This is a genomic window from Balneola sp., from assembly GCA_002694685.1.
In the GTDB taxonomy this organism is placed as follows: Bacteria; Bacteroidota; Rhodothermia; order Balneolales; family Balneolaceae; genus Gracilimonas.
Genome location: NZMW01000004.1, coordinates 282019 through 307837, shown reverse-complemented (window position 1 = coordinate 307837; position 25819 = coordinate 282019). Strand labels below are relative to the sequence as shown.

Genomic DNA, 25819 nt, shown 5'->3' with positions numbered 1-25819 from the left:
AGAATAGGATTACTATTAAAACGGGAGTTGTTTTAATGTTCTATTCATCATTCAATAATTAAGGATGTTAGGTATTAAAACTATTGCTTTGAAATTTCATTATGAAGCAGCTCATCTTTAATAATCCCCTGCTTCTTCAATTCCGTTAAAATCAGTTCTGTTACATCACTTTGGAAAGGGAACTCATATCGAATATCCAGCACATACGCCTTAACCTTCAGCTTAAGGATAAACCTGCGTTCGTGCATTTGGTTCTCCGTCATAATACTGATTGGCTTTTTCAGGAATACATATTTTGAAGCCACTACAGCTTTATATGCTACATCCTTAACAAGTTCGACAGGGCTTTCAGCCGGCAAATAGATATCGGTGACTACCAGGCAATCCAGCGCGCCGGTATTGGCATTGGAGACAGCAGTGCGTATCAACTCGCCATTGGGAATGGTGACTACAGAATCACCCGGTGTTACAATTCTGCTTGAGCGAAGACCGATTTGCTGTACTTCCCCATAGTGATCCTGAAATTGAATTTTATCGCCAACCTGAAACGGTCGATCCAGAATTAACATCACCCCGCCAAACAAATTTTTAAGCACATCCTGAGAAGCTAGTCCCACAGCAATACCGACCGATGCCATCACCGTAATAACCGTGGCATACGGAGGCTGAATAATTCCTGCAATGGCAACGTATATGGCGACTGTCCATAGCACAACTCTGAAGATGGGCACCGTCCGTTTTATGCGAAGGCGGTATTTTGAAATCCGCTCCGAAAAATTGTCCAGTATCGTACTTACAAAAACCGTGACATAGTATGTTGCAATAAAGAACAGGATAATTGTAATGACCTTCGGCCACGAGATAACCTGTTCCAGTTGTGCGAGAGCTTGCTCGGCATCTCCGCCAACGGCTGAAGAGTCTTCCTGGGAAATCCCTAGTCGTTCTTCTAAGTTTTTAGTAATGGAATCGAGGCGGTTCAGGCGGGCATTCAGCAATGAGTCCACTTTTTGAACGAACGCTGTATCGGTGTTGGAAACACTAATGCTGTCAGAAATCGACACTGTTTCTTGAGCTACAGCTTGAGTCGAATACAAGACAAAACTCATTACAAGAAGCAAAAGCAATCGCGATATGTGTGTTTGTATATGCATGTCTTTAGTGTATGTAATTTGCTTCTTTCAAAACCCGAACCACTTGCCTGTAGATTAGCTGATTTAGCATATATCCATGATCGGTTTTGTATAGTATGGACCGGGAGGTTAACCTTGAAACCATTAGCTTGCTATTTCTAAGTGGCTGATGCATGATTTCTGCAAGTTCTTCAGGCAAGAGAGAATCATGCAGAATGTAAGCAGCCAGCGCAAATAACTCAGCGCTATCCAATTCATCAATGCGGGTGATGGTATTAAAATCGAAGGGTTTTATATAGAAATGGGTGTCATCATATTCATTGATAGAACGTATCCAGAATATCATAGCGATTGAGGAATTACCTTCGGCAAGCTTAGCCATTTTTTCGAAGTAGCGTTCTTGTAAAAACTCCTGAGTTTTTTTCTCATCGCCCATTAGTTTTTTAAAGGTCCTGCTTTTCTTGGTGTTTTCATCCGCCAAGAAATGAAGCTGATACCCACTGGCACGATGTCTTTTCAGGATCACTTGCTCTATTTGTTCTCCAATCAAATTATCTGATTCCACGGTATGAGTGAAATAATCTGACACGCTTAAAACCCGATCTAAAAATAACCAACCGTATCTGGTGGCGGTTGTAATCCAGAGTATCTCTTTGTTGGTTTCAGAAATCAGCAGCATCATCTGCTCTATTGCTTCGAAACCAGAAATATTCCGGAGATAACAATTCTGTACATTTTCTAAAATTACTACAACTCGCTTTTTCTTGCGCTTAATTGCTGCAATAAGGTCTTCAATGGTTTCAGCATCATCAATCTTAAGGGCAGTGCTTATTTTTGAAACTAACTGCTTCGGTCTCCAGACGGTATCCTTAAAGTTTATTTCAATGACATCATTTTTGACAAGTACTTCCTGAATCAATATTCGTGTAAACAGACTTTTTCCACTTCCCTTTTCTCCAACAATCGCTAAGGTAGAAGGAAAGTTGTTTTGCCATAGCTCATATCCTTTTTTAAACCGTTCAAACTGCTCGGGCTTTCGAATGTAAAAACGGTCATCAACTTCCTTCTTAAAATCAAACAATCGGCGATAGATGAACGGAAGTTCTGCGATTTTCTCATCCGTTTCCGATAAAAAAGTGGCCAGATCTGTTTTATCGCCTTCCAGTTCTTCCTTCTCTGCAAATCCTAAAAACTTGCGGATGTTCTGAAAATAGAGCTTGGCTTTTTTCCAGATAAACCGTGCAACCAACTCCACCTTTTCCGATATAATGGCCCACCTAACCTGAAATTTTGTCTTCCAGTCGATAGCGGTCTCTTTGGCCATAAATTCAGCACCGGCCATTCGTACTTCTTTAACATCCTGCTTCTCCAGAAGCATCGCTAATTTCGTAAACGCTACTTCCCGCTGACCTGAAAGCCTTGTTGCCAGCCCCTCGCGTTTAGTGTGGATTTTCTGAATCAGCTCGTCCAGTTTTACCCTTGCCCGTTCTAACCCCTCACGGGCAACTTCAAAAGGTTCTTCCTCGTCAGACTTTTTTACTTCATCGGCGATCTCGAGGTTGGTGAACACAATCTGAGATATTTCCTGAAGCTCATTAAGCACATTTGCCAGAAATTCTTCTGGCTTCACTTGTTTTGGGATGAACTCCTTAGCAATCTGATTATTCATCACCCGCTGCACTAGTACCTGCCAATCAACACTTTCAAACTCAAAATCAGGAGGCAGTTTCGTCATATCCAACTTCTCAACCAGTATAACTTTCTCGGGCTGATCCTTGGTCCATTCTGGAATGGCTGCTGTAAATCGGTCTAGTTTTGTACTAAAAATGGCCTCCTCCATGAATTCCGTAAGAGGCTGTATCATCTTCACTTCGATATGCTCACTGATATCATTCAGATGTTTGGTACTAAAATCCCGAATCTCTTTGAGTGACCGATTTTCAGATTCGTTAAAAACGGCAATAGCTTTTTCAAGCTGCTCCATGAGTACTTCCGACGGTTCTTCCATCGTCACCTCAAATAACTCGTCAATTGAAGAACTGAAGCCTTCTACCCGCTCCTGTACATTTTCATGCAGATGCATAAAGTTCATTGACAGGCTTACACGATCCACCAACACAGCAAATAATTCAGCCCAAATAGCAGCATTCTTTTGGGTAATTGAAGCAATACTTTTTTCTTTTTGGCTGATTTTCTCTTGGCTATAATCTCCTTCCGAAAGCTCGAAAGTTCCTGCCTTAGCAATACATTCTTCTATTTTGCTGCCAATTTCATCTAAATCAGAGTCCAGCCTTTTCTTAAAACCCTCTTTTAAAGAGTTGAGCGCCCGAAGTGCCTCCTCAAAGAATGTGGCAATGTCAGCTTCTGTTGGGGTGCTTTCTGTCGGCTTGGTGTCAATTATATCTTCGCCCTCAGTCTCTTCACCTCCTTCTTCATCCTTTGCCTTTGCCTTGTTCTTTTCAAATGAAATGAGTCCGCTGGAATGAAGCATCCAAGCATCTGCTTCTAACAAAACTTCTGATTCCAGCTTTCGGAGTTCGTTGTTCCAACTGTATACCCAGTCAGACAGGTTAAGCAGATTAAATTCGACTATATTTTTTAACGGAACCGTATGGGACCAAACTGCGGGATTCTTTTTCTCAGCGCCAACTATCCCTCTAACGCTATTACCTGCTGAGGTACCAAAAGAAGAAGTGCTTCGGGTAACCCGCTTTACAAGCTTGCCGGCTTTGATGAATACGGAATCAGATTCTGAAGCATTAAATCGTTCTTCCTGTTGTGGCAATTCAATCTCTGAAGGAATTTCATCCGTCAGCTCATTAAACGCTTGAATCCAATCAATTTTAAGATCCAGGTTTTCATCGTCTTTTTTCTTTGGAAGCTTAGATTGCAGTTTTTCCGTCAGGGTTTTAAGTGCTTTTTCAGTTTCCCCGCTATCTATTCCATCCGACGTATCTTGCAGCAAATTAGCAAGATCCTGAGAATCTGAATTCAGTTTGCTAACTATAATGCTGCTTACCTCATCAAGCCATTCCTGATGAACTTGTGATACTATTTTTTCTCTGGAATAATCGGACTGCATGCGCATAAAATCGATTTTCTAATTACTGCCTTAAACTCGGCTTCTTCTACTAATATGATAAACACCCATTTTCATCGTTAAAGCACTACGTAATTAAAGGCGATACACTTTATCCTTTTTTCTGAACTCTTTCAATGGTTTACAGAATATCTTACATTATACGCATCATCTACTTAGGCAAATGACTTACCGAAATAATAACCCCGACTCGAATATGCGCATTCCGTTTTTTTCCAGAGCGCTACTATTGCTGTTTATTTTTCTGTTTTCGTGTGTATCCAGCTATGCACAAACGCAGTTGTACAGAGTATCTAATACGGCTCGAAGTGACGGCATGGGCTACGTTGTGCGTTTTCATCAAACGGCACCTGTAGATTCATTTGAAGTAATACAACCGGCTCCGGATCTCATTCAGATGGTTCTTTATGATGAAGAAATTGATACTACCGGTCTTCAACTTCCCGAGCAAAGTGAGAAACTGAAGGAAGTTCGGCTTTATAAATTAGAGTACGGGTATGGCATAGACATTTATCTTGCTGATGATGCTTACTATCAGTCCAGAGGATATTTAGACCAAAACGGCTCTGATGTGTTAGTTAGCCTGGAAGTTTCAACCGAACGTGAAGTCAACAGATTTTCACAACAGTTCTTAGCAAGAAATTGGTACGAAGAACTTGTTGATTTGGGCAGCACGCTACAACTTGAGAATCAAGAAGTAACAAACAGCAGCCCACCTACCGACGATTTCTACAACAACGTAAAAGACAAACTTCGATTTGATAAAATTGTCATTGATCCTGGGCATGGAGGATGGGATCCCGGTTCCATTGGATATAAGGGTGTCAAAGAAAAAGATATTACCCTGGCAGTAGCAAAACGTCTTGGTGAATACATTCAAAACAGCCCTGAAATGGAGGGTGTTGAAGTGGTATATACCCGGGAAGATGATACATATCTTGGGTTAGCAGAGCTTGGGCATTTCGCTAATATTGCCGAAGGCGATCTTTACATCTCAATTCATTGTAATGCTTTTGATGATCAGTATGTCCGGGGTGCTGAAGTTTACTTCCTCGGTTTACATAAAAGTGATGCTTCTTTTGAAGTAATGAAACGCGAGAACAGTGTTTTTAAAAATGAAGTTGATAAGGAACTTACAGAAGAAGACTTATTGGTGTATGAACTTGCTCACAGCGGCTTTATCGCCACTAGTGAGAAGATAGCCTACATGATAGAAGATCAGTTTAAGAATCGGGCACAACGTAAGTCTCGGGGTGTTAAACAAGCCGGGTTCCAGGTGCTTTTTGAAGCCTCTATGCCTGCGGTTTTGGTTGAGCTAGGTTTTATTTCAAACCCATCTGAACAAAGATTTTTGACCAGCGATTATGGCCAAACTATCATGGCGTCAGCCCTCTTTAGAGCAGTACGAAATTATAAAGTTGAATACGAAGAGAAGCAGGCCTACAGCGCCACTTCTAACTAGATAAAGCATGTCTAAGAATCCTTTGGTCATCGGAGTTGCTGGTGGTAGTGGCTCAGGTAAAACAACGGTTGTTAATTATATCTGTGATGAATTTGCAGCCGACAACATTCTCCGCATCGAGCATGATTCCTATTACAGGGAACTCCAGCATCTTCCTTTTGAAGAGCGTGTAAAACAAAATTTTGATCACCCTGCTTCTCTCGAAACTGAACTCATGATCCGTCACATCAAGGCTTTGATGGAAGGTTATACGGTTGAAGTTCCGGTGTATGATTTTGAACAGCACACCCGTAAGGAGGAAACCATTACAGCTACTCCTTCTGAGGTTATCCTTATTGACGGCATTCTGATTTTTTCAGAGCCGGATTTATTGGAACTCATGGATGTTAAAATATTTGTGGATACGGACGACGATGTCCGTTTACTTCGCCGACTAAAACGTGATATACAGGATAGAGGACGTTCAGTTGACGGTGTGCTTGCTCAGTACGAAAAGTTCGTTCGCCCTATGCATCTTGAATTCGTGGAGCCCAGCAAACGATATGCGGATGTAATTATCCCCCGCGGTGGCAAAAACAAAGTAGCTCTTGAAATGGTCTCTGCGCTTATTCGAGGACAGATGAGTTCCTGATTTGAACACTACAGATCCTGAAACAAGTTCAGGATGACAACGTTCTTTTTTAAATCTGGCTAATCAAAATCTTAACGTGAAATACCAGTCCTCAAGAGTTGGATTGTGTTTCCTGATCAGATTCCACTTCCATTTCTTATGCCAATTTTTTAACTGCTTCTCTCTTTCAATCGCATCACTGATAGTACCACATTCTTCAGCGTAAACAAGTATGGTCAGCTTATATCTTTTGGTAAACTCAGATCCTTGCCCTTGTTTATGTTGCCATATTCTTTGAGAAAGATTTTTGGTAACACCGATATAAAGCGTAGTTCTTTTATAATTGGTTAATATGTAAACATAAGCTCTACTCATATCCAGTAAGAGCGCCCTCAAAAGAATTCCTTACAATATTTGTCGTCATCCTGAACTTGTTTCAGGATCTTTAACTGAGCTTTGCTGTATTACAGATTCACACAACACAATCCAGCCAGTCCAAAGCCATATGGATAAGCAATCCCAAGCCTGCTAAGTGGATTAGTTGGTACCTTTTTTCATTACCATCATCTGGCTCCCAAGTCTTTATAAATATCGGAATCAAAAACATCAGCCCGTAAACAATAATAGCCGGAGTGGTGTGTAGGGGATGAAAATTAATCGAACATCTTAGCGGATCATAAATGGGATTGGCCAACAAGTGATCCACATCAACCAGCATGGTAGCTAAAAGAATGATAGTTGTCTTTAGCCAGTCTGACCCGTAGAAAAGCAAGGCAACAGCAACAGGAACAATTATGTGAAATGCAATATGTATCATGAACCGGCCAGCCGTTCTTCCAATCGTTTCATCCCGTCAAAAACCAGAAATGGCCGAAGCTTAGAATCTTGCCCTAATATAGACTCAACGATATTACCTTCTCCCCCGGTGATGAATAAGTCATAGTGACCAAACTCATCCTCATATTTTTTTAGAATTCCTTCTATAGCAATCTTATAAAATCCCGCCTGCCCCCATTGCAATGAGTTTTCAGTACTTTTGCCCGGCCATTTTTCAGGGATGTTCATTTCAACCTTAGGTAGAGCAGGTGCTTTTTCACGAAGAACATCTACAAAGCCGGATATCCCCGGAGCAATAATTCCGCCATGGTACACATCATTCTCGTCCATAAAATCAATAGTGAGCGCGGTGCCGGCATCAATTACAACTACTGAGTTTTTAGTTTGATTAGTAGCTCCAAAGCAGGCTAAAAACCGATCGATGCCTAATGTTTCCGTGCTTCTGTAATCAAGCAGATCACTCGGAATGTCACTAACAGACAATTCTACTACATCAACGTTCTTTAGTTCATGATGTAGTGCTGACTTCACATCATCCCGAACACTGGCAAGTACAATGTGCGAAAAAGTCTCTGGGTGCTCATCAATCCACTGAACTAATTCAGATGCCTTATAATTTTTTTTGGCATGAATAGCTTCCCAATTAAGTCCTTTTTTGTATGCTCCTTTAATGGAAGAATTCCCTACATCAAGGTAAAGTGGATTTTTTGGCTGAATGGAATCGATTTTGCTCATCTTTTTGTAGTACTTTTAACAAAGGAATTTAAAACAAAATACCACATTTATAATGAATCTTGATTCAAAAATCGCCATCGTAACCGGAGCCAGTAGTGGAATTGGAGCTGAATTCAGTAAAATGCTGATCGAAAACGGTGCTGAAGTATATGGTCTTGCGCGAAGTGAAGACAAGCTCAACAAGCTTCAAAAGTCTCTCGGTAACAAATTTCACCCCGTAAAAATGGATATCACCAATGCCGAGGATTTAGAAGAATGGGTGGATGATACTTTTAATTTAAATCACCAGCCGGATATTCTCATCAACAATGCCGGAGTTATGTATTCTGCGAATGTTGAAGATCTGTCTATGAGTGAATGGCATAATATGATCAATGTGAACCTGAATGGTATTTTTTACCTAACCCGGCTCATTGTTCCGCTCATGAAAGAGAATGAAAATACCACTCACATTATCAATATTTCCTCTATTGCCGGAATCATGGGCAATCCAACTATTTCCGGATATAACGCCAGTAAATTTGGAGTACGTGGTTTTAGTGAGGCTCTTTTTAAGGAATTGAGATATGACGCAATTAAGGTTACCTGCGTATTTCCGGGCTCTATCGATACCGAGCTGTTCGATAAAATTGATGGCATCGACAACCATCCAAACATGATGAAAACAACCGATATCTCAAGCACGGTTAAATTCCTCCTCGAAACGGATGACAATTTCCTGATTAATGAAATCACCATGCGCCCATTAAACCCTAAAGATCCTACAAACTAAGAGACCGATCTCGCCCACCATGCATGCATTGCAAAAACTCTTATTAACAATTGGAGTCTTATCGACTCTTCTATTTTTTAGCAATTGTATGGGTACGGAGAAATCTCCAAGACCTGATAATCTGATTGCTGAAGAAAACTATATCGACCTGTTGGTAGAGATGCAGCATATAACCACCTATCGAAATGCAATGCCTGATAGCGTTAATGCGGATTCTTTGAAAAGTCTGATTTATGATAAGTTTGGAATTACTGAGGAAGAATACCTCACCTCACACCAATACTATCAAAAACAGGTAGATCGACAACTGATAAGGGTTAATGAAGCCGTTCGGCGGCTGGAGGGTGAAGAGCAATACATCCAAACTCATATTGATTCGATGAAGGCAGCGGTAAGGGATACGGTTAAATAGGTTTTAGTAGGAAGGCGCAAGAAATAAGGTTCAAGTAAATAATATCCCTGGTGACGAACGCTCTGCGTCGTCACCAAATTCGCTACGACGCAGAGCGTTCATAGCGAGATTAGTTAGATATAGTTTGTAAGGAATCAGGTTTAAACAGCTCTACATTTCAATACCGAAACTCAGAAAATGCTCCACGCTCTGCTAAAAAAAACTAACACCTAAAACCTTGCTGCTATTACCTAAATCCCCTTATAAAATCCCGGCTTCTCCGGCACCGTAGTCACCTTATTCTCTCTTATCAAAAACTGAATCCCATGCTGTACTTTAGCTTTTGATTGACCTGTAGAGTCGCAGAGTTGAGCTAATGTTTTTTCTTGCGACTTAAGCTCTTCATAAATCACCTTCAATTCATCATTAGATGGCGTTTCATTAGCGGCTGACTTCGATTTCAGACAGTTATCACAATGCCCGCAAGGCTCCGCATCTGTATCTCCGAAGTAGTTTCTAAGATATACTTCCCGACAAGTATCCGTAAGGATGTATCCATGCATATGCTCCAGCTTTCGGAATAAGTTATTTCGATGGGATTCGACTTCCTTCTTCGTCAACGGCAACTTTCGGGAGCGGGCTTCCAGTACTTTAACCAGATTACGCTGCTTATGCATTTCAAAAACCAGAACCTGATCATTTTGCATCAGTACGTTTAACGCTTTCACCAATGAGTTCCTTTGAATGGACAACTTCTCGAGCACATATTCTTCATCCAGCTGCACCATTTCACGAAAAGCTAATCCGCCAAACATACGCTCCAGCTTGTCTGTGAATTCTGCCTTCTCATCGTTTTTACACTTCTCCCGAAAAGTCTTCATCGCATTTTGGCTGAGCGTAAACTGAATGCTCACCGCAGGCTTCACCTCTTCATGCATGGCTATAATATCAAACTGATCAAGAATACGCATGGCTGCTCTGGCCTTTCCATATTTCAGTTTACCGCGTTTTTTGATCTGCTCAATATCAAACGGCATAGACTCTTCCATCTCTGAACCCACTGCCAGATAAAAGCTGTCACACAAAATCTGATAGACGTGATCCAGTTCATCCAGAGTTGGATAGCTTTGGTCGATCCGGTCATCCGCTTTGTAGTAATCCGATTCCCGATACAATAAGATTGGAAAGCTCTCTTCCCCATCCCGTCCTGCACGGCCCGCTTCCTGATAATAAGCCTCCAGTGAATACGGCATTTCTTCGTGTATCACATATCTGCAATCCGGCTTATCAATGCCCATCCCGAAAGCATTGGTGGCCGCTACAAGGGGCGTTTCACCTGTAATCCATCGCTGTTGAATGGCTTTCCTCTTTTCAGACTCTACGCCGGCATGATATGCTTCCGTCTTAATTCCGAGCCTGCTAAACCGATCTGCAAGGTGTTCGCAGTTCTTGCGGGTTCCGCCATAAATAAGTCCATCTCCTTTTTGAGCACCTTTCTGAACCGATTCTTCCAGCTTCTGTTTTTTCTTTGGTGATTTCACCACCCACCACTTTAGGTTTGGACGTGAAAATCCCCTTGAAATAACATTGGGCGCTTCATAACCCAATGATTCAACAATATCCTTCTGAACTTCGGGCGTAGCCGTTGCCGTTAATGCAATCCAGCGGGTTTGGTCGGCTATACTTTCAAGTGAAGTTTTAATGTCCCGGTAGCTGGGCCGAAAATCGTGCCCCCACTCACTGATGCAATGTGCCTCATCGATGGCAACCAGGTCTATGTTCAACCTTGGCAATTCAGCTTCCCATAAACTCGTTTTGAGTCTTTCCGGCGCACAATAAAGCAGCTTATACATCCCATTTCTGGCATTCACCAATCTCTGCTCAACTTCATAAGATGGGATTGTACTGTTGATGAACGTTGCAGAAACGCCTTTGGATTTCAGTTGCTGAACCTGATCTTGCATGAGCGCAACAAGTGGGGAAATAACAAGTGTCATCCCCTCAAAAACTGTAGCCGGCACCTGATAGCAAAGTGACTTACCTCCCCCGGTTGGAAAGAGAACGAGTGTTTCCTTTCCATCAAAAACCGATTTAACAACTTCATCCTGACCCGGACGAAACCCATTAAATCCCCAAAATTTTTTTAAATTTAATTCTGCTTTGTGAAAATAATCCTGCAACTTTACCCTTATAGAGTTATCTCTGTTTTACTTCAAAATACAAACCAATGCGAACAAATTTCCTATTCCTTCTCTTAATAATTCTGACCTGGTTTTCTTGTGGCAATATATTTACTGATGGTGGAGATGATGTCGATTATCGAGAAGAAATGCGAACCTTTGTTGGTGAGATATCAGCTTACGCTAAAGAACAAAATCCTGACTTTGCAGTCATTCCCCAAAACGGACATCCGTTGATTCTCAGAAATGGAAATACAGCCACTTCATATTTGGATGCTGTTGACGGTTTAGCTCAGGAAAGTTTGTTTTTTGGTTATGGAGGAATGGATCAGCCAACTCCGGCAAGAGAAACTAATAACCTGTTGAGGCTGCTGAATATTGGTAAAGATGCTAACAAAGCTATTTTGGTAACCGATTATGTAACTACCTCTTTTAAAGTGAATAATTCTATAAACCAAAACACGGCTCTTGGTTTTATACCCTTCGCAGCACCAAAAAGAGAACTGACTGTAATCCCTGCAAGAACATTTCCTTTGACAGGTGAAAATGATAATGACATTACTCATTTATCGGAAGCCAAGAATTTCTTATACCTGTTGAATATGGAAGATTTTGACTCAAAAAATGACTTCATATCATCCGTTCAGAATACCAATTATGATGTTATTGTTATGGATGCCTTCTATGGCTCGAGAGTATTCACCCCCCAGGAAGTTGAACAGCTTCGACAAAAGGAAAATGGTGGCACACGGTTAGTAATCAGCTACATGAGTATTGGTGAGGCAGAAGATTATCGCTATTACTGGAATGATGAATGGCGACAAGGTAATCCCGAATGGTTGGTGCGCGAAAACCCAAACTGGAAGGGTAATTTTAAAGTGCAATACTGGAACCCGGATTGGAAAGCTATCATACTGGGGAATGAAGATTCCTACCTCCAGTTAATATTAGACGCCGGATTTGATGGTGTCTATTTGGACATCATTGACGGCTTTGAATTTTTTGAAAATCAGTAACTATGAAAACCTTCTATTTAATATTCCCTGTTTTATTAATGATTCTAAACGGGTGCAATGAAGCCCCATTAGCAACTGAAGAAGGATATACTATTACCTATGGGACTTCTTTTGGGATGTGTACCGGAGATTGCTATAAAGAAACTTCCATTACTGAGGATGAAGCCGTACTTACGGTTGCTAGCTATGGGAATCCACCTAACAACGGGTCTGAAGTCAGAGCAAGTAAAGAACTTTCAACTCAAGAATTTGAACGTATCAAGGACATGGTTGAAATGAGTGCTTTTATCATACTACCGGATAGAATTGGCTGCCCTGATTGCACAGATGGCGGAGCTGAGTTTATTGAAATCAGCACCGTAGATTTTCAGAAAAAAGTAACGTTTGAATATCTAGACGAACCTTCCCGAATTAGCGACTTAGTCGTAGAACTCAGAGAGTTTCAGGAAGAGCTGTATACTTCCTCACAAGAAGTGCCAGCCATTAATTAAATAACCGGCAACTTCCCTTCAAACATATTCTCAAAACGGACTCCCTCAATATTCTTATCAAGCAGCAGGCCAAGTGCGTCTCCTACTTTTGAACAGGAGATGAAATTCCTTGAATGTAAGTCCTGAGTAACAAGCCCCTTCTTAATCATGAAGGTAATGTTGGTATTGATCAGTTCAGCCTCTTCCTTCAAACCAAAGTGATTCAACATCATGGCTACTGACAAAATCATTGCGATGGGATTGGCGATATCCTTTCCAGCAGCCTGCGGATAGCTTCCATGAATAGGCTCAAACAGCGAAGCTTTCTCACCGATTGATGCCGAAGGTAATAACCCAATAGAACCTGTTATCACACTGCTCTCATCAGAAATTATATCTCCAAACATGTTCTCAGTCAAAATCACATCAAACTGATTAGGTCTTAGTATGATTTGCATAGCCGCGTTGTCTACAAAGAGATATTCCACTTCTACATCTGGATAGTTTTGTGCTATAACCTGTACAGTTTGTCGCCAGAGCCGTGACGTTTCCAGGACATTGGCTTTGTCGATCAGTGTTAGTTTTTTGCGCCGGTTTTGAGCTGCTTGAAAAGCCAGCTTAGCAATGCGTTCAATTTCAGCGACTGAATAGGTGCAGTGATCATACGCGGATTCTCCATCTTCACTTCGGCCTTTTTCGCCAAAATAAATACCTCCCGCCAATTCCCTATAGATCACCAGATCGGTACCCTTAATATTTTCTTCCTTTAATGGGGATCGCTGAATCAGAGAATCATAGGTTTTAACCGGCCGGATATTGGCATACAACCCAAGCTCTTTTCTGAGCCGTAATAATCCCTGCTCTGGACGTACTTTGGCATTTGGGTTATTATCATATTTTGGATCACCAATAGCACCAAACAGAATCGAGTCTGCATTCAAACAAGTCTCGAGGGTTTCTTTAGGAAGCGGATCACCGGTTGCTTCAATAGCTACAGCTCCTACCAATCCCTTTTCATATTCAAACTCATGGCCAAAGCGCTCAGCTATCACTTCCAAAACTTTGATGGCCTGCTTTGTTACTTCAGGCCCAATTCCGTCTCCGGGCAATACAGCTATTTTCTTTTTCATTTCCTAAAACTCCACATGTTGTTTTTCAAATTCTTTGATTTTGTCCATTTTACTGAGCAGGAAGTCAATATCGTCATATCCCTTCAGCAGACACATTTTTTTAAATGAGTTGATTTCGAATGTTTCACTGCTTCCATCTTCTAAAGAAATCTCCTGATCTTTAAGATCGATCTTTATTGGGGTTGATGGTTTTTTCTTAATATCTCCCAGCATCTTCTTTAGAAACTCTTCGCTCACCTGAATAGGTAAGAGTCCGTTGTTGAGTGCGTTTCCTTTAAAAATATCAGCAAAAAAGCTTGACACTACTGCTCTGAATCCATAATCATATAATGCCCAGGCAGCATGCTCGCGGCTTGACCCACAACCAAAATTCCGCCCTGCTACTAATACCTTTCCTGAATATTTTTCATTATTCAGCACAAAATCTTCTTTAGGGTTTCCGTCGGAATCATATCTCCAGTCCCGAAATAAGTTTTCTCCAAATCCTTCTCTGGAAGTTGCTTTGAGGAAACGAGCCGGTATAATCTGATCGGTGTCTACGTCTTCTTCAGGAAGCGGAACAGCCGGTGTTTTTAGTACTTTGAATTTCTCCATTTCTAAACCGCTACTTTTTCGAGTGTGAATTTTCGAGGATCAACCACTTTTCCTTCAATTGCGATGGCTGCTGCAGTAAGCGGACTTACCAGCATAGTTCTGGCTCCCGGCCCCTGCCTTCCTTCAAAATTTCGGTTTGAAGTTGAAACGCAGTAATCGCCTTTGGGGATTTTATCCTCATTCATTCCCAAACAAGCCGAGCAGCCCGACTGGCGAAGTTCAAATCCGGCTTCAGCAAGAATAGTATCAATTCCTTCCTTTTGAGCCTGCTCCTGAACTTGTCGAGAACCCGGGACAATCATTGCTTCTACATGATCAGCTTTCTTTTTGCCTTTCACATAGTTGGCCACGATCCTTAAATCTTCGATCCTGCTATTGGTACAGCTTCCTATAAATACATGATCTATTTTCTTCCCTTCTAAAGATTGACCGGCTTCCAATCCCATATATTCTAAAGACTTTTTCAGTCCGTCTGGGTTTTCTACTTCTTCAGGTTTAGGAACCGTTCCTGTGATTTTAATTCCTGCTCCCGGATTTGTCCCATATGTAATCATCGGCTCAATATCTTCAGCCCGGTAATTGTATTCGGTATCGAAAACAGCTTCATCATCTGAATAAAGTGTTTTCCAATATTTGACAGCTTTTTCAAATTTTGCTCCTTTTGGTGCAAACTCTTTTCCCTTTACATACTCAAAGGTAGTTTCATCAGGAGCAATCATGCCGCCACGAGCGCCCATCTCAATGCTCATATTGCAGATCGTCATCCGGGCTTCCATCGAAAGACCCCAAATAGCGGTTCCGGTGTATTCAACAAAATGTCCGGTTCCCCCGCCCGTTCCTAATTTTGAAATAATGTAGAGGATGATATCCTTGGCATAAATACCTTCTCCAAGCTCTCCATTAATCGTGATGCGCATGGTTTTTGGACGTTCAACCAACAGACATTGAGTGGCCATAACCTGCTCTACCTGTGATGTCCCGATTCCAAATGCGATTGCACCAAATGCCCCATGAGTAGAAGTATGACTATCACCACAAACTATGGTCATGCCCGGCTTAGTGATCCCCAATTCTGGTCCAATTACATGCACAATTCCTTGATAAGGATGCCCTAATCCGTAAAGCTCTATGCCAAAGTCTTCGCAGTTTTGCTGAAGGGCATCAACCTGTAGTTTGGATAAAGCGTCTTTAATAGGCAGATGTTGGTTTTTCGTGGGAACGTTGTGATCAGCCGTGGCTACAATTTTGTCGGTTCGGTGGATATCAACTCCCCGATTCCGAATACCGCTAAAAGCCTGTGGACTTGTAACCTCATGGATTAAATGACGATCGATATACAGGACTTCCAATCCTCCTTCAACCTCCTCCACAACATGCTGATCCCAAACTTTATCAAATAACGTTTTTGACATATACTGCTTTATGCTTCTTCAATATGGTTAGTAACTCCAATTTCTTTAATGTTCGCTACGACGCAGAGCGTCAAGAGCGAGTATTGAATTATCGAACGTAAAATTATGACTCAGAAGAGTGATCTAAAATCTGGTTACGCACGCTCCGCGTCGTAACTAATCACTTCAATATTAATCACCCGGTTGCGGATACTGAGAACAAACGAATCAAATCCTGATCCTGAATTATTTTCTGCTCATCCGCGAGATTTAGAAATTCTTGATAATGTCGGTCCAGTTCTTCCTTTCCAAACTCAAAACCCAGTTTCTGAGCTCTGTAATGTAAGGCAGCACGTCCGCTTCGTGCCGTAAGTACAATAGATGATTCCAGAGCACCGACTTCATCCGGATCAATGATCTCGTAAGTTTCCCGCGATTTTATAACTCCATCCTGATGAATTCCCGATGAGTGAGCAAATGCATTTGAGCCGACAATAGCTTTATTTGCCTGCACCGGCATATTCATTTTCGCTGATACTAAAGCACTAACTTCACACAAATGCTTTGTATTGATGTTAGTATCGAAGTTCAGGTCATGATGCTTGCGCAAAATCATCACCACTTCTTCCAGCGATGCATTTCCGGCCCGTTCTCCAATACCGTTAACGGTACATTCTATTTGTCGGGCGCCGTTTTGAACACCTGAAATAGAATTCGCCGTTGCCAACCCTAGATCATTGTGGCAGTGTGTTGAAATCGTCGCTTTATGAATTCCGTCCACATTCTCCATCAGGTACTTGATCTTCTCTCCATATTCGGAAGGAAGACAATAGCCTGTAGTATCAGGGATGTTTACGACGGTAGCCCCGGCTTTGATAACTTCTTCTATAACCTGCGCAAGAAATTCATTATCGGTACGACCGGCATCTTCTGCGTAAAACTCTACATCTTCCACATACTTCTTCGAGAGCTTCACCGCCTCCACTCCCCGCTCAATAACTTTTTCGCGGGTTGTCCGGAGTTTATTGAAAACGTGGCTGTCTGATGTTCCAATTCCGGTATGGATTCTTGGGTGCTTTGCTTTTTGAACAGCTTCAGCTGCTACTTCGATGTCGTTTTTAACGGCGCGAGTGAGGGCACAAACCGTTGAATTTTTGATAATTTCTGAAATTTGCTTCACCGACTCGAAATCGCCTGGACTTGAAATCGGAAATCCAACTTCCATCACGTCAACTCCAAGACGTTCCAATTCTTTGGCAATTTCAACTTTTTCCCCGGTATTTAATCTACAGCCGGGTACTTGTTCGCCATCGCGAAGTGTGGTATCAAAAATTTGAATCTGAGTGTTTGGCATTAGTCTGAGGATTTCTAACTTAACTGCCGAATCAATTACTTTCTCTGGTCAAAGTTCAAGTAATTGGGACGAATGTATTGGGAGCCAAGGTTTTTCTAAAACCATATTCTTAAGTAATTACGACACCCAAGCATTTGCCCTATATAATTATATACAATATTTTTAATTACTTAACTCGATTACACTCACTCATTTTGTACAATGGCCAATCAACCAAATGACTTTCTTTATCAGCTGATAAAATCGTTGACTAAGGCTGAGAAACGTGCTTTTAAGATTTACGCGACCCGAAACAGCACCCCGGACGCTAAATTCATCAAGCTCTTTGATGCCATAGATAAGGTGGATGAATACGATGAAGATGCCATCATCAAAAGCATCAAAGAAGTTAAAAAGCGACAATTTTCGAATTTAAAAGCCCACCTGTATAAACAGATTCTGACCAGCCTTCGGCTCACTAATATAAACCACAACGTAGATATTATGCTGAGGGAGCAAATTGATCATTCCCGCATTTTATATAACAAGGGTTTGTACAAACAAAGTCTACGCCTGCTGGATAAAGCCAAATCTTTGGCCCATCAAAACCACAGGCACTCCCTTGAATACGAGATTATTACTTTTGAACGAATTATTGAATCTCAATACATCACTAGGAGCCTAAAAAACAGGGCTGATGAACTGATAGAGCAATCTGAGCAGAAACTCGAAACCCTATCAAACTACACCCGCCTCTCTAACCTTTCGCTACGCTTGTATGGAATTTACATCAAGGCGGGACATGTTCGTGATGAAGCTGATTACGAGAATATCAGCCAGTATTTTAAGCAGGAGCTGAAAGACATCGATCAGACGAATCTTGGGTTTTTTGAACAGCTTTACCTGTATGTTTCTTATGCCTGGTACAGCTTAATTGTACAGGATTTCCTTCTTCAATATCGGTATGCGCAGAAGTGGGTAGATCTGTTTCATGATAACCCTGATATGCTGGAATTGGAACCTATTTGGTATCTAAAGGGTCAGCATGTTCTGCTCGAGGCCTTATTCATACTAGGCCATTACACAAAGCATGAGACCGTTCGGAATCAGTTAGAAGAGTTTGTTGAAAACCCTCCCTCCCGCTCCAACGAAAACCTGGAAACGTTGGGATTCATGAATTTATACACGTCCAAGATAAACGGTCACTTCATTGCGGGTACTTTTTCTGAAGGCGTAAAGATGGTACCCGAGCTAAATCAAAAGATCCAAAAGTACTCTCAGCAGGTTGATCCTCACCGAATTCTCGTTTTCTATTACAAAATTGCCTGCCTGTATTTTGGAGCCGGAAATAATGACAAGGCTATCGAATATCTAAACAAGATCATCAACTATCCGGACCAGAAACTGCGGGAAGATTTGCATTGTTTTGCCCGAATTCTAAACCTGATTGCGCATTACGAGCTTGGCAACCAAACCCATGTAGAATATCAGATGCGTTCAGTGTATCGGTTTCTAAGAAAAATGAATGATCTTAATCTGGTTCAACAAGAAATTCTGAAATTCCTTCAAGATTTAGGCAAAGCAAATGGGGCTAGCCTGAAGGAAAAATTCAAAGATCTCCGGGAACGACTCCTTGAAATCAATGACATGCCTTACCAAAAACGTCCATTTTTATATTTGGACATCATATCGTGGCTGGAGTCAAAAATTCATGGAAAACCTGTTCAGGACGTTATAAGCAGCAAATTCACGCCTCGGGATTAAACTAGCTGCCCCTTAGACATCCCATCAATCCAAAAGTTCAACTGCAACCTTTGTTGATATTAAAGAACCATCCGCTTTTCTTTGGAGCGATATAAACATTTAAATATGCTGTCAATCATTCTTTCTCTGGTCATTATTCAAATTATTGGTATTCCATACCGAACAGGGAAAGTTTTGTGACGACATCAGATTATGATTACACAAAGCCTTCCCTAGCCCGGAAGGCTTTTTTTTTGCACTAAGTTTTTTGGAACTGATTTTCACTCACTCATTACATGGCGGAATTAAATAAATACAGTAAACAAGTTACTCAGGATGACTCTCAACCGGCCGCCCAGGCTATGCTACATGCTATTGGTCTGGATGATGAAGACCTTCAAAAACCCCTCATCGGGATAGCTAGTACCGGTTATGAAGGCAATCCATGCAATATGCATCTCAATGATTTAGCCCTTCACGTTAAAAAGGGAATTGAGGCATCTGATTTAAATGGACTGATTTTCAACACCATCGGCATCAGTGATGGTATTTCTATGGGAACCCCGGGAATGAGGTATTCACTTCCCTCCCGCGACCTGATTGCAGATTCAATGGAATCCGTGATCAAAGGAATGTCTTATGATGGAATGGCAGCTATTGTGGGATGTGATAAGAATATGCCCGGAGCCTTAATGGCAATGATCAGGGTTAACCGACCTTCTATTCTTGTTTATGGAGGAACCATTGCCCCGGGGTTTCATAATGGAAAAAAGCTGGATGTAGTATCCGCCTTTGAAGCTTGGGGGCAAAAGGTAAGTGGCAATATGTCGGAAAGGGATTTTAAGGATGTGATCCAACATGCTTGTCCCGGTGCCGGTGCCTGCGGGGGAATGTACACCGCCAACACCATGTCATCGGCTATTGAAGCTTTAGGTATGAGTCTTCCTTATAACTCATCCAATCCTGCTACTAACAGTGCTAAAGTTTTGGAATGTGAAGACATCGGCAAACACCTCTACTACCTACTCGAAAATGACATTAAGCCTCTAGACATATTAACCAAAGCCTCTTTTGAGAATGCCATTCGCCTCATCATTGTCTTAGGCGGATCAACAAATGCGGTTCTGCACATGATTGCCATAGCTAAAACTGCCGGGATTGAAATAGGCCTGGAAGACTTTCAGCGACTCAGCAATACTACTCCATTTTTGGCTGATTTGAAGCCGAGCGGAAAATATGTAATGGAAGATTTACATGAAGTTGGCGGAGTTCCGGCCGTCATGAAATACATGCTAGAGCATGATTTACTTGATGGGACCTGCAAAACGGTTACCGGAAAAACGCTGGCTGAAAACCTCGAAGAAATTGATGCTCTGGGTGATAGCCAAGATGTTATTCACCCCTTGAATAACCCAATCAAGAAAAACGGGCATATACAAATTTTATATGGAAATCTTGCTGAAGAAGGTGCCGTGGCGAAAATCACTGGAAAAGAAGGCGAACTTTTTGAAGGAACGGCCCGGGTTTTTGAAAGTGAAGCGGAAGCCAATGAAGGTATTAAGAATGGAAAAGTTGAATCCGGAGACGTTGTTGTTATTCGATATGTAGGCCCCAAAGGCGGACCCGGAATGCCGGAAATGCTGAAACCCACGTCAGCGATTATGGGCGCAGGATTGGGTAAAGAAGTCGCGCTGATCACAGACGGAAGGTTTTCGGGCGGAACACACGGATTTGTTGTAGGTCATATCACTCCCGAAGCACAAACAGGCGGCGCAATAGGGCTGGTCAAGAATGGAGACACCATCAGAATTGACGCAACAAAGAATGAGATCAATGTGCTCATTTCTGATGAAGAGTTAGCCGCTCGAAAAAAACAATGGAAGGAGCCACTGCTGAAGGAGACTTCAGGAACCCTCTACAAATATGCACGAACCGTTTCCTCAGCTTCTCAAGGCTGCGTAACCGACGAGTTTTAAATATTCACTCTCACTCACTCACTATGGGAACAGTAGAAGCACCAGAAAAAACATCAAAACCCAAAACAAAAGCATCCAGGCGCATGACCGGTGCGGAAGCATTGGTACAGATTCTCCTGGAAGAAAAGGTCGATATGGCTTTTGGATATCCCGGCGGAGCTATTATGCCGGTTTACGATGCTCTATATGATCATCAGGAAACCGTTCATCACATACTTGCCCGACACGAACAAGGCGCCATTCACATGGCTCAGGGTTATGCGAGAGCTTCCGGAAAAGTAGGAGTCTGTCTCGCTACATCCGGACCTGGAGCTACTAATTTGGTTACCGGAATAGCCGATGCGCAAATCGATTCAACCCCCCTTGTTTGTATTACAGGTCAGGTAAATTCTTCTTTATTGGGAAGTGATGCCTTTCAGGAATGTGATGTTTTGGGGATCTCAATGCCCGTTACAAAATGGAATTATCAGATTACCAGTGCGGAAGAAATACCCGAGGCTTTGGCGAAAGCATTTTACCTGGCGAGATCAGGCCGACCGGGACCGGTAGTTATTGACATCACTAAAGATGCTCAATTTGAAGAGTTTGATTTTGAGTATGAAAAGTGCACTTCACTTCGAAGCTATGCTCCCAAACCAAAACTAAATCACACCAAAATTGAAGAAGCCGCTGAGCTTATCAATAATGCCGAACGACCTTATGTTTTGTTTGGGCAAGGTGTGATTCTGGGAAATGCCGAAAAGGAATTCAAACAATTTATTGAGAAAACAGGAATTCCATCGGCCTGGACTATTATGGGGCTTTCTGCTCTAGAAACTGATCACCCCCTAAATGTCGGAATGTTGGGCATGCACGGAAATTATGGCCCCAACCTGCTTACCAACGAATGTGATGTACTTATCGCGATTGGCATGCGGTTTGATGATCGGGTAACCGGGAACCTTTCCAAATATGCCAAACAGGCGAAAGTTATTCATCTTGAAATTGATCCCGCAGAGATTGATAAAAATGTACCGGCAGATGTACCGGTTCTCGGCGACGCCAAAGAATCCCTCACTGAACTTATTAAACTGGTGAAACCCAATAGCCATGAAGACTGGCTGCAACGTTTTCGTGACTGTGATAAAGAGGAATGGGATAAAGTCATTGAGGAAGAACTTCACCCCCCCTCTGATGTTTTAAGCATGGGGGAAGTCATCCGCATTATTAACGAAAAGACTAATGATGACCATATTCTGGTTACCGATGTTGGTCAACACCAGATGGTGGCTTGCCGATATACCAACTTCAGCCGTTCGAAAAGCAACATCACTTCGGGCGGACTTGGCACAATGGGTTTTGGACTTCCGGCTGGAATTGGAGCCGCTCTTGGTGCTCCCGACCGAACCGTTGTTGCCGTAGTCGGCGATGGTGGTTTACAAATGACTATTCAGGAGTTGGCAACCATCTATCAAACCAAAGCAAAAGTAAAAGTACTGTTGCTCAATAATGAATTTTTAGGGATGGTCCGCCAGTGGCAGCAGCTCTTTTTTGAAAAAAGATATTCATCTACCGAACTCATTAATCCGGATTTCCAGCAGCTGGCGAAAGGTTTCTACATCGAAACAGCTAAAGTAACAGAGCGGGAAAATCTGGATCAGGCAATTGAAGAATTCATCAACTACGATGGCGCATACTTCCTGGAAGTAAGAGTTGGAAAAGAAAATAATGTATTCCCGATGGTCCCAAGCGGCTCGGGAGTTGCAGAAATAAGATTGGAGTGATCTCATGGAATCAGAAGCACAAGAATTTACTATAACCGCTTATACCGAAAATCATGTGGGACTCCTGCACAGGCTCACCATCATTTTCACCAAGCGAAAGATTAACATCGAAAGCCTGACCACTTCAGAAAGTGAAACGGAGGGTATTTATCGATTTACCATTGCGGTTACCGAAACCGAAGAGCAGGTTATTAAAGTGATTAAACAGATTCAAAAACAGGTCGAAGTTTTCAAAGCCGACTATTACCGGAAGAAGGAAGTCGTTCAGCAAGAATTGGCCTTATATAAAATTTCAACCAAATCATTGACTAACGGACTCGAGGTGGAACGCATCGTTCGAGAGCACAATGCTCGCTTTCTCACTATAGAAAAGCATTTTGTAGTGATCGAAAAGTCCGGATATCGCAGAGAAACCATGGCCCTCTTTGATGAACTAAAACCTTATGGCATCACTGAATTTGTGCGATCGGGACGGATAGCTGTTTCCCGGGAACGTAATGGCATTGGCAAGGATGTTGAGAAAATGCTCGCAGAAGCGACTGTTTAAAGTTGACGAATGACCTTTGACGAACTTAATTCTCACATTTAATCCCTCGCTCCTGACGCTCTGCGTCGGAGCGCACACCGAATATAAATCACTTAAAAAAACAAACAACTAACATCATGGCACTTTTAAATTTTGGCGGCGTTGAAGAAGAAGTAGTAACACGGGAAGAGTTCCCTCTTGAGAAAGCTCAGGAAACAATGAAAAACGAAACCATTGCGGTTTTAGGCTATGGTGTTCAGGGACCCGGACAGGCTCTTAATCTCAAAGATAATGGCTTCAATGTTATTGTAGGTCAACGTAAAAATTCGAGCACCTGGGATAAAGCCGTTGAAGATGGCTGGGTTCCCGGCGAGACTCTTTTTGAAATTGAGGAAGCTGCACAGCGAGGAACCGTGGTTCAATATCTGCTCTCTGATGCCGGACAAATTTCTGTGTGGCCTACGGTGAAAGCTGCCTTAAATCCCGGTGATGCTCTTTACTTCTCACATGGTTTTGGGATCACTTATAAAGAACGAACCGGAATTATCCCACCAAATGATGTTGACGTAATTTTAGTAGCTCCAAAAGGTTCAGGAACCTCCCTCCGGCGTATGTTTTTGGAGGGACGGGGCCTGAACTCCAGCTACGCCATTTTTCAGGATGCAACAGGCAATGCTAAAGAACGTGTTACCGCTTTAGGTATTGGAGTTGGTTCCGGGTACCTATTCGAAACAACTTTTAAAGATGAAGTCTACAGCGATTTAACAGGTGAACGTGGCACACTAATGGGTGCTATTCAGGGAATTTTTGCAGCTCAGTATGAAGTGCTTCGCTCCAACGGCCACTCCCCTTCTGAAGCCTTTAATGAAACGGTGGAAGAACTCACCCAATCATTGATGCCTTTGGTTGCTGAGAACGGAATGGACTGGATGTACGCCAATTGCTCAACCACAGCTCAACGCGGTGCTTTGGATTGGTGGAAGAAGTTCCGGGATGCAACTAAACCTGTTTTTGAAAATTTATATGAAGAAGTAGCAGCAGGAAGGGAAGCACAGAAGTCCATAGACTCTAATTCTAAAGAAGACTACCGGGCCAAGCTGGAAGAAGAACTTAAAGAACTCCGCGAATCTGAAATGTGGAAAGCCGGAGCTACGGTTCGTCAGCTAAGACCCGAGAATAGTAAGGTTGAAGCAGAATTAGCTGAGGAATAAGTTATTTATCTGAATCCGCTCCGACGCAGAGCGTCAGGAGCGAGGTTAACGATTGATTCTTCACTCTATTATTAGATCTAGTAATAGATCTCGTTCCGACGCTCTGCGTCGGAACGAACCCTCTCTAACTACCAATTCATAATTCCAAGACCTCACATGCCAGAAGCAAAAACTTCGAATACCGTCTCGGTAGAAAACATACAGGAAGCTGCTCATGTTTTAAAAGACATCGCCATCCGCACTCCTTTGATGTATAATCATCAGCTTTCGGAGCAATCCGGTGCTAATGTCTGGCTGAAACGAGAAGACTTGCAGGTAGTTCGGTCTTATAAAATTCGTGGGGCTTATCATAAGATTCAAAGTCTAAATGACAAGGAACTAGAAAACGGTATTGTATGTGCAAGTGCGGGGAATCACGCTCAGGGCGTGGCCTTTGCCTGTGCTAAGAAGAAGATAAAAGGTGTCATATTTATGCCGGTTCCTACTCCCGAGCAGAAAGTAAAACAGGTTAAGATGTTTGGGAAGGAATTTGTAGAAGTCCGACTAGTGGGGGACACTTTCGACGATTCTTTTGACGAAGCCATGCAGTTTTCTAAGCAACAAAGCGCTGCTTTCATTCCTCCATTTGATGACCCCAAAATTATCGAGGGACAAGGAACAGTGGGTAAAGAAATTCTCGAAGATGCTGAAGAACCCATCGATTATTTAATTGTACCTATTGGCGGTGGCGGACTTTCATCCGGCATCGGTTCCTACTTCAGCGTGCTCTCTCCTTCCACTAAGATTATTGGGGTTGAACCGGAAGGAGCTCCGGCTATGAAAAAATCATTGGAACAGGGTGAACTTCTCACCTTAGAAAAAATCGACAAGTTTGTAGATGGGGCGGCGGTTAAGCGTGTGGGTGAACACAATTTTAAAATTTGTCAGGAAGTGTTGGAGAAAGTCATCACAGTTCACGAAGGCAAAGTATGCAGCACCATTCTTCAGTTGTATAATGAACAGGCTATTGTAGCTGAACCGGCCGGATCCTTATCAGTGGCAGCTCTGGACTTTCTCAAGGATGAAATCAAAGGAAAGAACGTTGTTTGTGTGGTAAGTGGGAGTAATAACGACATCACCCGAACTGCAGAGATTAAAGAGCGATCCATGTTGTACGAAGGACTGAAACACTATTTCATTGTGGACTTTCCTCAGCGCGCTGGTGCTTTACGTGAGTTTTTGGATAATGTCCTTGGACCTCAAGATGATATTGCCCATTTTGAGTACTCTAAGAAAACCAGCCGTGAACAAGGTCCTGCATTGATTGGTATCGAAATTAAAGCTAAAAACGATTTCGAGCCTTTAGTTGAGCGTATGGAAGCGGCGAATATTAACTACGAATACGTGAATAATCAGCCGCATTTGTTTAGATTTCTTATCTAAAAGAAGCGCTTAACAAAATATACTACT

General features: G+C 42.3%; 22 protein-coding genes. 12 read left to right on the top strand and 10 right to left on the bottom strand.

What is annotated here, in order from left to right; all coding sequences use genetic code 11:
* Positions 1-80: 80 nt before the first annotated feature.
* Positions 81-1151 (bottom strand): mechanosensitive ion channel protein MscS, encoded by a 1071-nt coding sequence (locus tag CL667_06900; protein MAL17422.1) that lies wholly within the window; start codon positions 1149-1151, stop codon positions 81-83.
* A 4-nt stretch (positions 1152-1155) separates the two neighbouring features.
* Positions 1156-4218, bottom strand: coding sequence for a hypothetical protein (locus CL667_06895; protein ID MAL17421.1), 3063 nt, complete (start codon positions 4216-4218; stop codon positions 1156-1158).
* Between the two features lie 208 nt (positions 4219-4426).
* Here CL667_06895 and CL667_06890 point away from each other — a divergent pair, with 208 nt between their 5' ends.
* Together CL667_06890 and CL667_06885 are read left to right on the top strand one after the other, a co-directional pair.
* On the top strand, positions 4427-5692 hold the full coding sequence (locus CL667_06890) for an N-acetylmuramoyl-L-alanine amidase (protein MAL17420.1): 1266 nt from the start codon (positions 4427-4429) through the stop codon (positions 5690-5692).
* A 7-nt stretch (positions 5693-5699) separates the two neighbouring features.
* Positions 5700-6323, top strand: a complete 624-nt coding sequence (locus CL667_06885; GenBank protein ID MAL17419.1) for a uridine kinase — start codon at positions 5700-5702, stop codon at positions 6321-6323.
* 63 nt (positions 6324-6386) lie between these two features.
* Here the strand turns inward: CL667_06885 and CL667_06880 are convergent, their stop codons facing one another.
* The 3 genes from CL667_06880 to CL667_06870 all read right to left on the bottom strand — a co-directional run bounded on the left by CL667_06880 (position 6387) and on the right by CL667_06870 (position 7874).
* Complete coding sequence (locus tag CL667_06880; protein ID MAL17418.1) at positions 6387-6677, bottom strand: endonuclease; 291 nt, start codon at positions 6675-6677, stop codon at positions 6387-6389.
* A gap of 97 nt (positions 6678-6774) precedes the next feature.
* On the bottom strand, positions 6775-7119 hold the full coding sequence (locus CL667_06875) for a hypothetical protein (GenBank protein ID MAL17417.1): 345 nt from the start codon (positions 7117-7119) through the stop codon (positions 6775-6777).
* Positions 7116-7874: a hypothetical protein gene (locus CL667_06870; protein ID MAL17416.1), complete on the bottom strand. Its 759-nt coding sequence runs from the start codon at positions 7872-7874 to the stop codon at positions 7116-7118. The genes CL667_06875 and CL667_06870 overlap by 4 nt, the downstream gene beginning before the upstream one ends.
* A 52-nt stretch (positions 7875-7926) precedes the next feature.
* Between CL667_06870 and CL667_06865 the strand changes: the two genes are divergently transcribed.
* The gene (locus CL667_06865) at positions 7927-8646 is read left to right on the top strand and encodes an NAD-binding protein (protein MAL17415.1); all 720 of its coding nucleotides are present in this window, start codon (positions 7927-7929) and stop codon (positions 8644-8646) included.
* A 19-nt stretch (positions 8647-8665) separates the two neighbouring features.
* Positions 8666-9058 carry a hypothetical protein gene (locus CL667_06860; GenBank protein MAL17414.1) on the top strand — a complete coding sequence of 131 codons (393 nt, stop codon included), beginning with the start codon at positions 8666-8668 and terminating at the stop codon, positions 9056-9058.
* Positions 9059-9288: 230 nt separating this feature from the next.
* Here the strand turns inward: CL667_06860 and CL667_06855 are convergent, their stop codons facing one another.
* Positions 9289-11217 carry a RecQ family ATP-dependent DNA helicase gene (locus CL667_06855; protein ID MAL17413.1) on the bottom strand — a complete coding sequence of 643 codons (1929 nt, stop codon included), beginning with the start codon at positions 11215-11217 and terminating at the stop codon, positions 9289-9291.
* Positions 11218-11264: 47 nt separating this feature from the next.
* Between CL667_06855 and CL667_06850 the strand changes: the two genes are divergently transcribed.
* Entirely contained in the window at positions 11265-12233 is a 969-nt protein-coding gene (locus CL667_06850) for a hypothetical protein (protein MAL17412.1), read from the top strand.
* Between the two features lie 2 nt (positions 12234-12235).
* A complete protein-coding gene (locus CL667_06845) occupies positions 12236-12724 on the top strand; it encodes a hypothetical protein (GenBank protein MAL17411.1) in 489 nt (162 codons plus the stop codon).
* On the opposite strand, the gene leuB is transcribed toward CL667_06845, so the two are convergent.
* From leuB to CL667_06825, 4 genes are all read right to left on the bottom strand, one after another.
* Positions 12721-13833, bottom strand: a complete 1113-nt coding sequence (gene leuB / locus CL667_06840) for a 3-isopropylmalate dehydrogenase (GenBank protein MAL17410.1) — start codon at positions 13831-13833, stop codon at positions 12721-12723. The two genes, CL667_06845 and leuB, sit on opposite strands and share 4 nt — an antisense overlap.
* 3 nt (positions 13834-13836) lie before the next feature.
* Positions 13837-14427, bottom strand: coding sequence for a 3-isopropylmalate dehydratase small subunit (leuD, locus tag CL667_06835; GenBank protein MAL17409.1), 591 nt, complete (start codon positions 14425-14427; stop codon positions 13837-13839).
* Between the two features lie 2 nt (positions 14428-14429).
* Complete coding sequence (leuC, locus tag CL667_06830) at positions 14430-15839, bottom strand: 3-isopropylmalate dehydratase large subunit (protein ID MAL17408.1); 1410 nt, start codon at positions 15837-15839, stop codon at positions 14430-14432.
* A gap of 175 nt (positions 15840-16014) precedes the next feature.
* Entirely contained in the window at positions 16015-17172 is a 1158-nt protein-coding gene (locus tag CL667_06825) for a 2-isopropylmalate synthase (GenBank protein MAL17407.1), read from the bottom strand.
* Positions 17173-17418: 246 nt separating this feature from the next.
* On the opposite strand from CL667_06825, the gene CL667_06820 reads away from it, so the two are divergent.
* The 6 genes from CL667_06820 (at position 17419) to CL667_06795 (ending at position 25792) form a co-directional block, all read left to right on the top strand.
* Positions 17419-18915 (top strand): hypothetical protein, encoded by a 1497-nt coding sequence (locus CL667_06820; GenBank protein ID MAL17406.1) that lies wholly within the window; start codon positions 17419-17421, stop codon positions 18913-18915.
* Between the two features lie 275 nt (positions 18916-19190).
* A complete protein-coding gene (gene ilvD / locus CL667_06815) occupies positions 19191-20870 on the top strand; it encodes a dihydroxy-acid dehydratase (protein MAL17405.1) in 1680 nt (559 codons plus the stop codon).
* A gap of 23 nt (positions 20871-20893) precedes the next feature.
* Positions 20894-22633 (top strand): acetolactate synthase, large subunit, biosynthetic type, encoded by a 1740-nt coding sequence (gene ilvB / locus CL667_06810; GenBank protein ID MAL17404.1) that lies wholly within the window; start codon positions 20894-20896, stop codon positions 22631-22633.
* 4 nt (positions 22634-22637) lie between these two features.
* A complete protein-coding gene (gene ilvN / locus CL667_06805) occupies positions 22638-23180 on the top strand; it encodes an acetolactate synthase small subunit (GenBank protein MAL17403.1) in 543 nt (180 codons plus the stop codon).
* A gap of 116 nt (positions 23181-23296) precedes the next feature.
* The gene (gene ilvC, locus CL667_06800) at positions 23297-24370 is read left to right on the top strand and encodes a ketol-acid reductoisomerase (GenBank protein MAL17402.1); all 1074 of its coding nucleotides are present in this window, start codon (positions 23297-23299) and stop codon (positions 24368-24370) included.
* Between the two features lie 156 nt (positions 24371-24526).
* Positions 24527-25792 (top strand): threonine dehydratase, encoded by a 1266-nt coding sequence (locus tag CL667_06795; GenBank protein MAL17401.1) that lies wholly within the window; start codon positions 24527-24529, stop codon positions 25790-25792.
* The last annotated feature ends 27 nt before the right edge of the window (positions 25793-25819 follow it).

What these genes read in the sequence shown, in the direction of transcription:
- CL667_06865 (MAL17415.1), top strand. Translation starts at nt 7,927, where the DNA reads ATGAATCTTGATTCAAAAATCGCCATCGTAACCGGAGCCAGTAGTGGA.
- CL667_06885 (MAL17419.1), top strand. Translation starts at nt 5,700, where the DNA reads ATGTCTAAGAATCCTTTGGTCATCGGAGTTGCTGGTGGTAGTGGCTCA.
- ilvN (MAL17403.1), top strand. Translation starts at nt 22,638, where the DNA reads ATGGAATCAGAAGCACAAGAATTTACTATAACCGCTTATACCGAAAAT.
- leuB (MAL17410.1), bottom strand. Translation starts at nt 13,833, where the DNA reads ATGAAAAAGAAAATAGCTGTATTGCCCGGAGACGGAATTGGGCCTGAA.
- CL667_06850 (MAL17412.1), top strand. Translation starts at nt 11,265, where the DNA reads ATGCGAACAAATTTCCTATTCCTTCTCTTAATAATTCTGACCTGGTTT.
- CL667_06860 (MAL17414.1), top strand. Translation starts at nt 8,666, where the DNA reads ATGCATGCATTGCAAAAACTCTTATTAACAATTGGAGTCTTATCGACT.
- CL667_06880 (MAL17418.1), bottom strand. Translation starts at nt 6,677, where the DNA reads ATGAGTAGAGCTTATGTTTACATATTAACCAATTATAAAAGAACTACG.
- CL667_06825 (MAL17407.1), bottom strand. Translation starts at nt 17,172, where the DNA reads ATGCCAAACACTCAGATTCAAATTTTTGATACCACACTTCGCGATGGC.
- CL667_06845 (MAL17411.1), top strand. Translation starts at nt 12,236, where the DNA reads ATGAAAACCTTCTATTTAATATTCCCTGTTTTATTAATGATTCTAAAC.
- leuD (MAL17409.1), bottom strand. Translation starts at nt 14,427, where the DNA reads ATGGAGAAATTCAAAGTACTAAAAACACCGGCTGTTCCGCTTCCTGAA.
- ilvC (MAL17402.1), top strand. Translation starts at nt 23,297, where the DNA reads ATGGCACTTTTAAATTTTGGCGGCGTTGAAGAAGAAGTAGTAACACGG.
- leuC (MAL17408.1), bottom strand. Translation starts at nt 15,839, where the DNA reads ATGTCAAAAACGTTATTTGATAAAGTTTGGGATCAGCATGTTGTGGAG.
- CL667_06795 (MAL17401.1), top strand. Translation starts at nt 24,527, where the DNA reads ATGCCAGAAGCAAAAACTTCGAATACCGTCTCGGTAGAAAACATACAG.
- CL667_06870 (MAL17416.1), bottom strand. Translation starts at nt 7,874, where the DNA reads ATGAGCAAAATCGATTCCATTCAGCCAAAAAATCCACTTTACCTTGAT.
- ilvB (MAL17404.1), top strand. Translation starts at nt 20,894, where the DNA reads ATGGGAACAGTAGAAGCACCAGAAAAAACATCAAAACCCAAAACAAAA.
- CL667_06900 (MAL17422.1), bottom strand. Translation starts at nt 1,151, where the DNA reads ATGCATATACAAACACACATATCGCGATTGCTTTTGCTTCTTGTAATG.
- CL667_06890 (MAL17420.1), top strand. Translation starts at nt 4,427, where the DNA reads ATGCGCATTCCGTTTTTTTCCAGAGCGCTACTATTGCTGTTTATTTTT.
- CL667_06875 (MAL17417.1), bottom strand. Translation starts at nt 7,119, where the DNA reads ATGATACATATTGCATTTCACATAATTGTTCCTGTTGCTGTTGCCTTG.
- CL667_06895 (MAL17421.1), bottom strand. Translation starts at nt 4,218, where the DNA reads ATGCGCATGCAGTCCGATTATTCCAGAGAAAAAATAGTATCACAAGTT.
- ilvD (MAL17405.1), top strand. Translation starts at nt 19,191, where the DNA reads ATGGCGGAATTAAATAAATACAGTAAACAAGTTACTCAGGATGACTCT.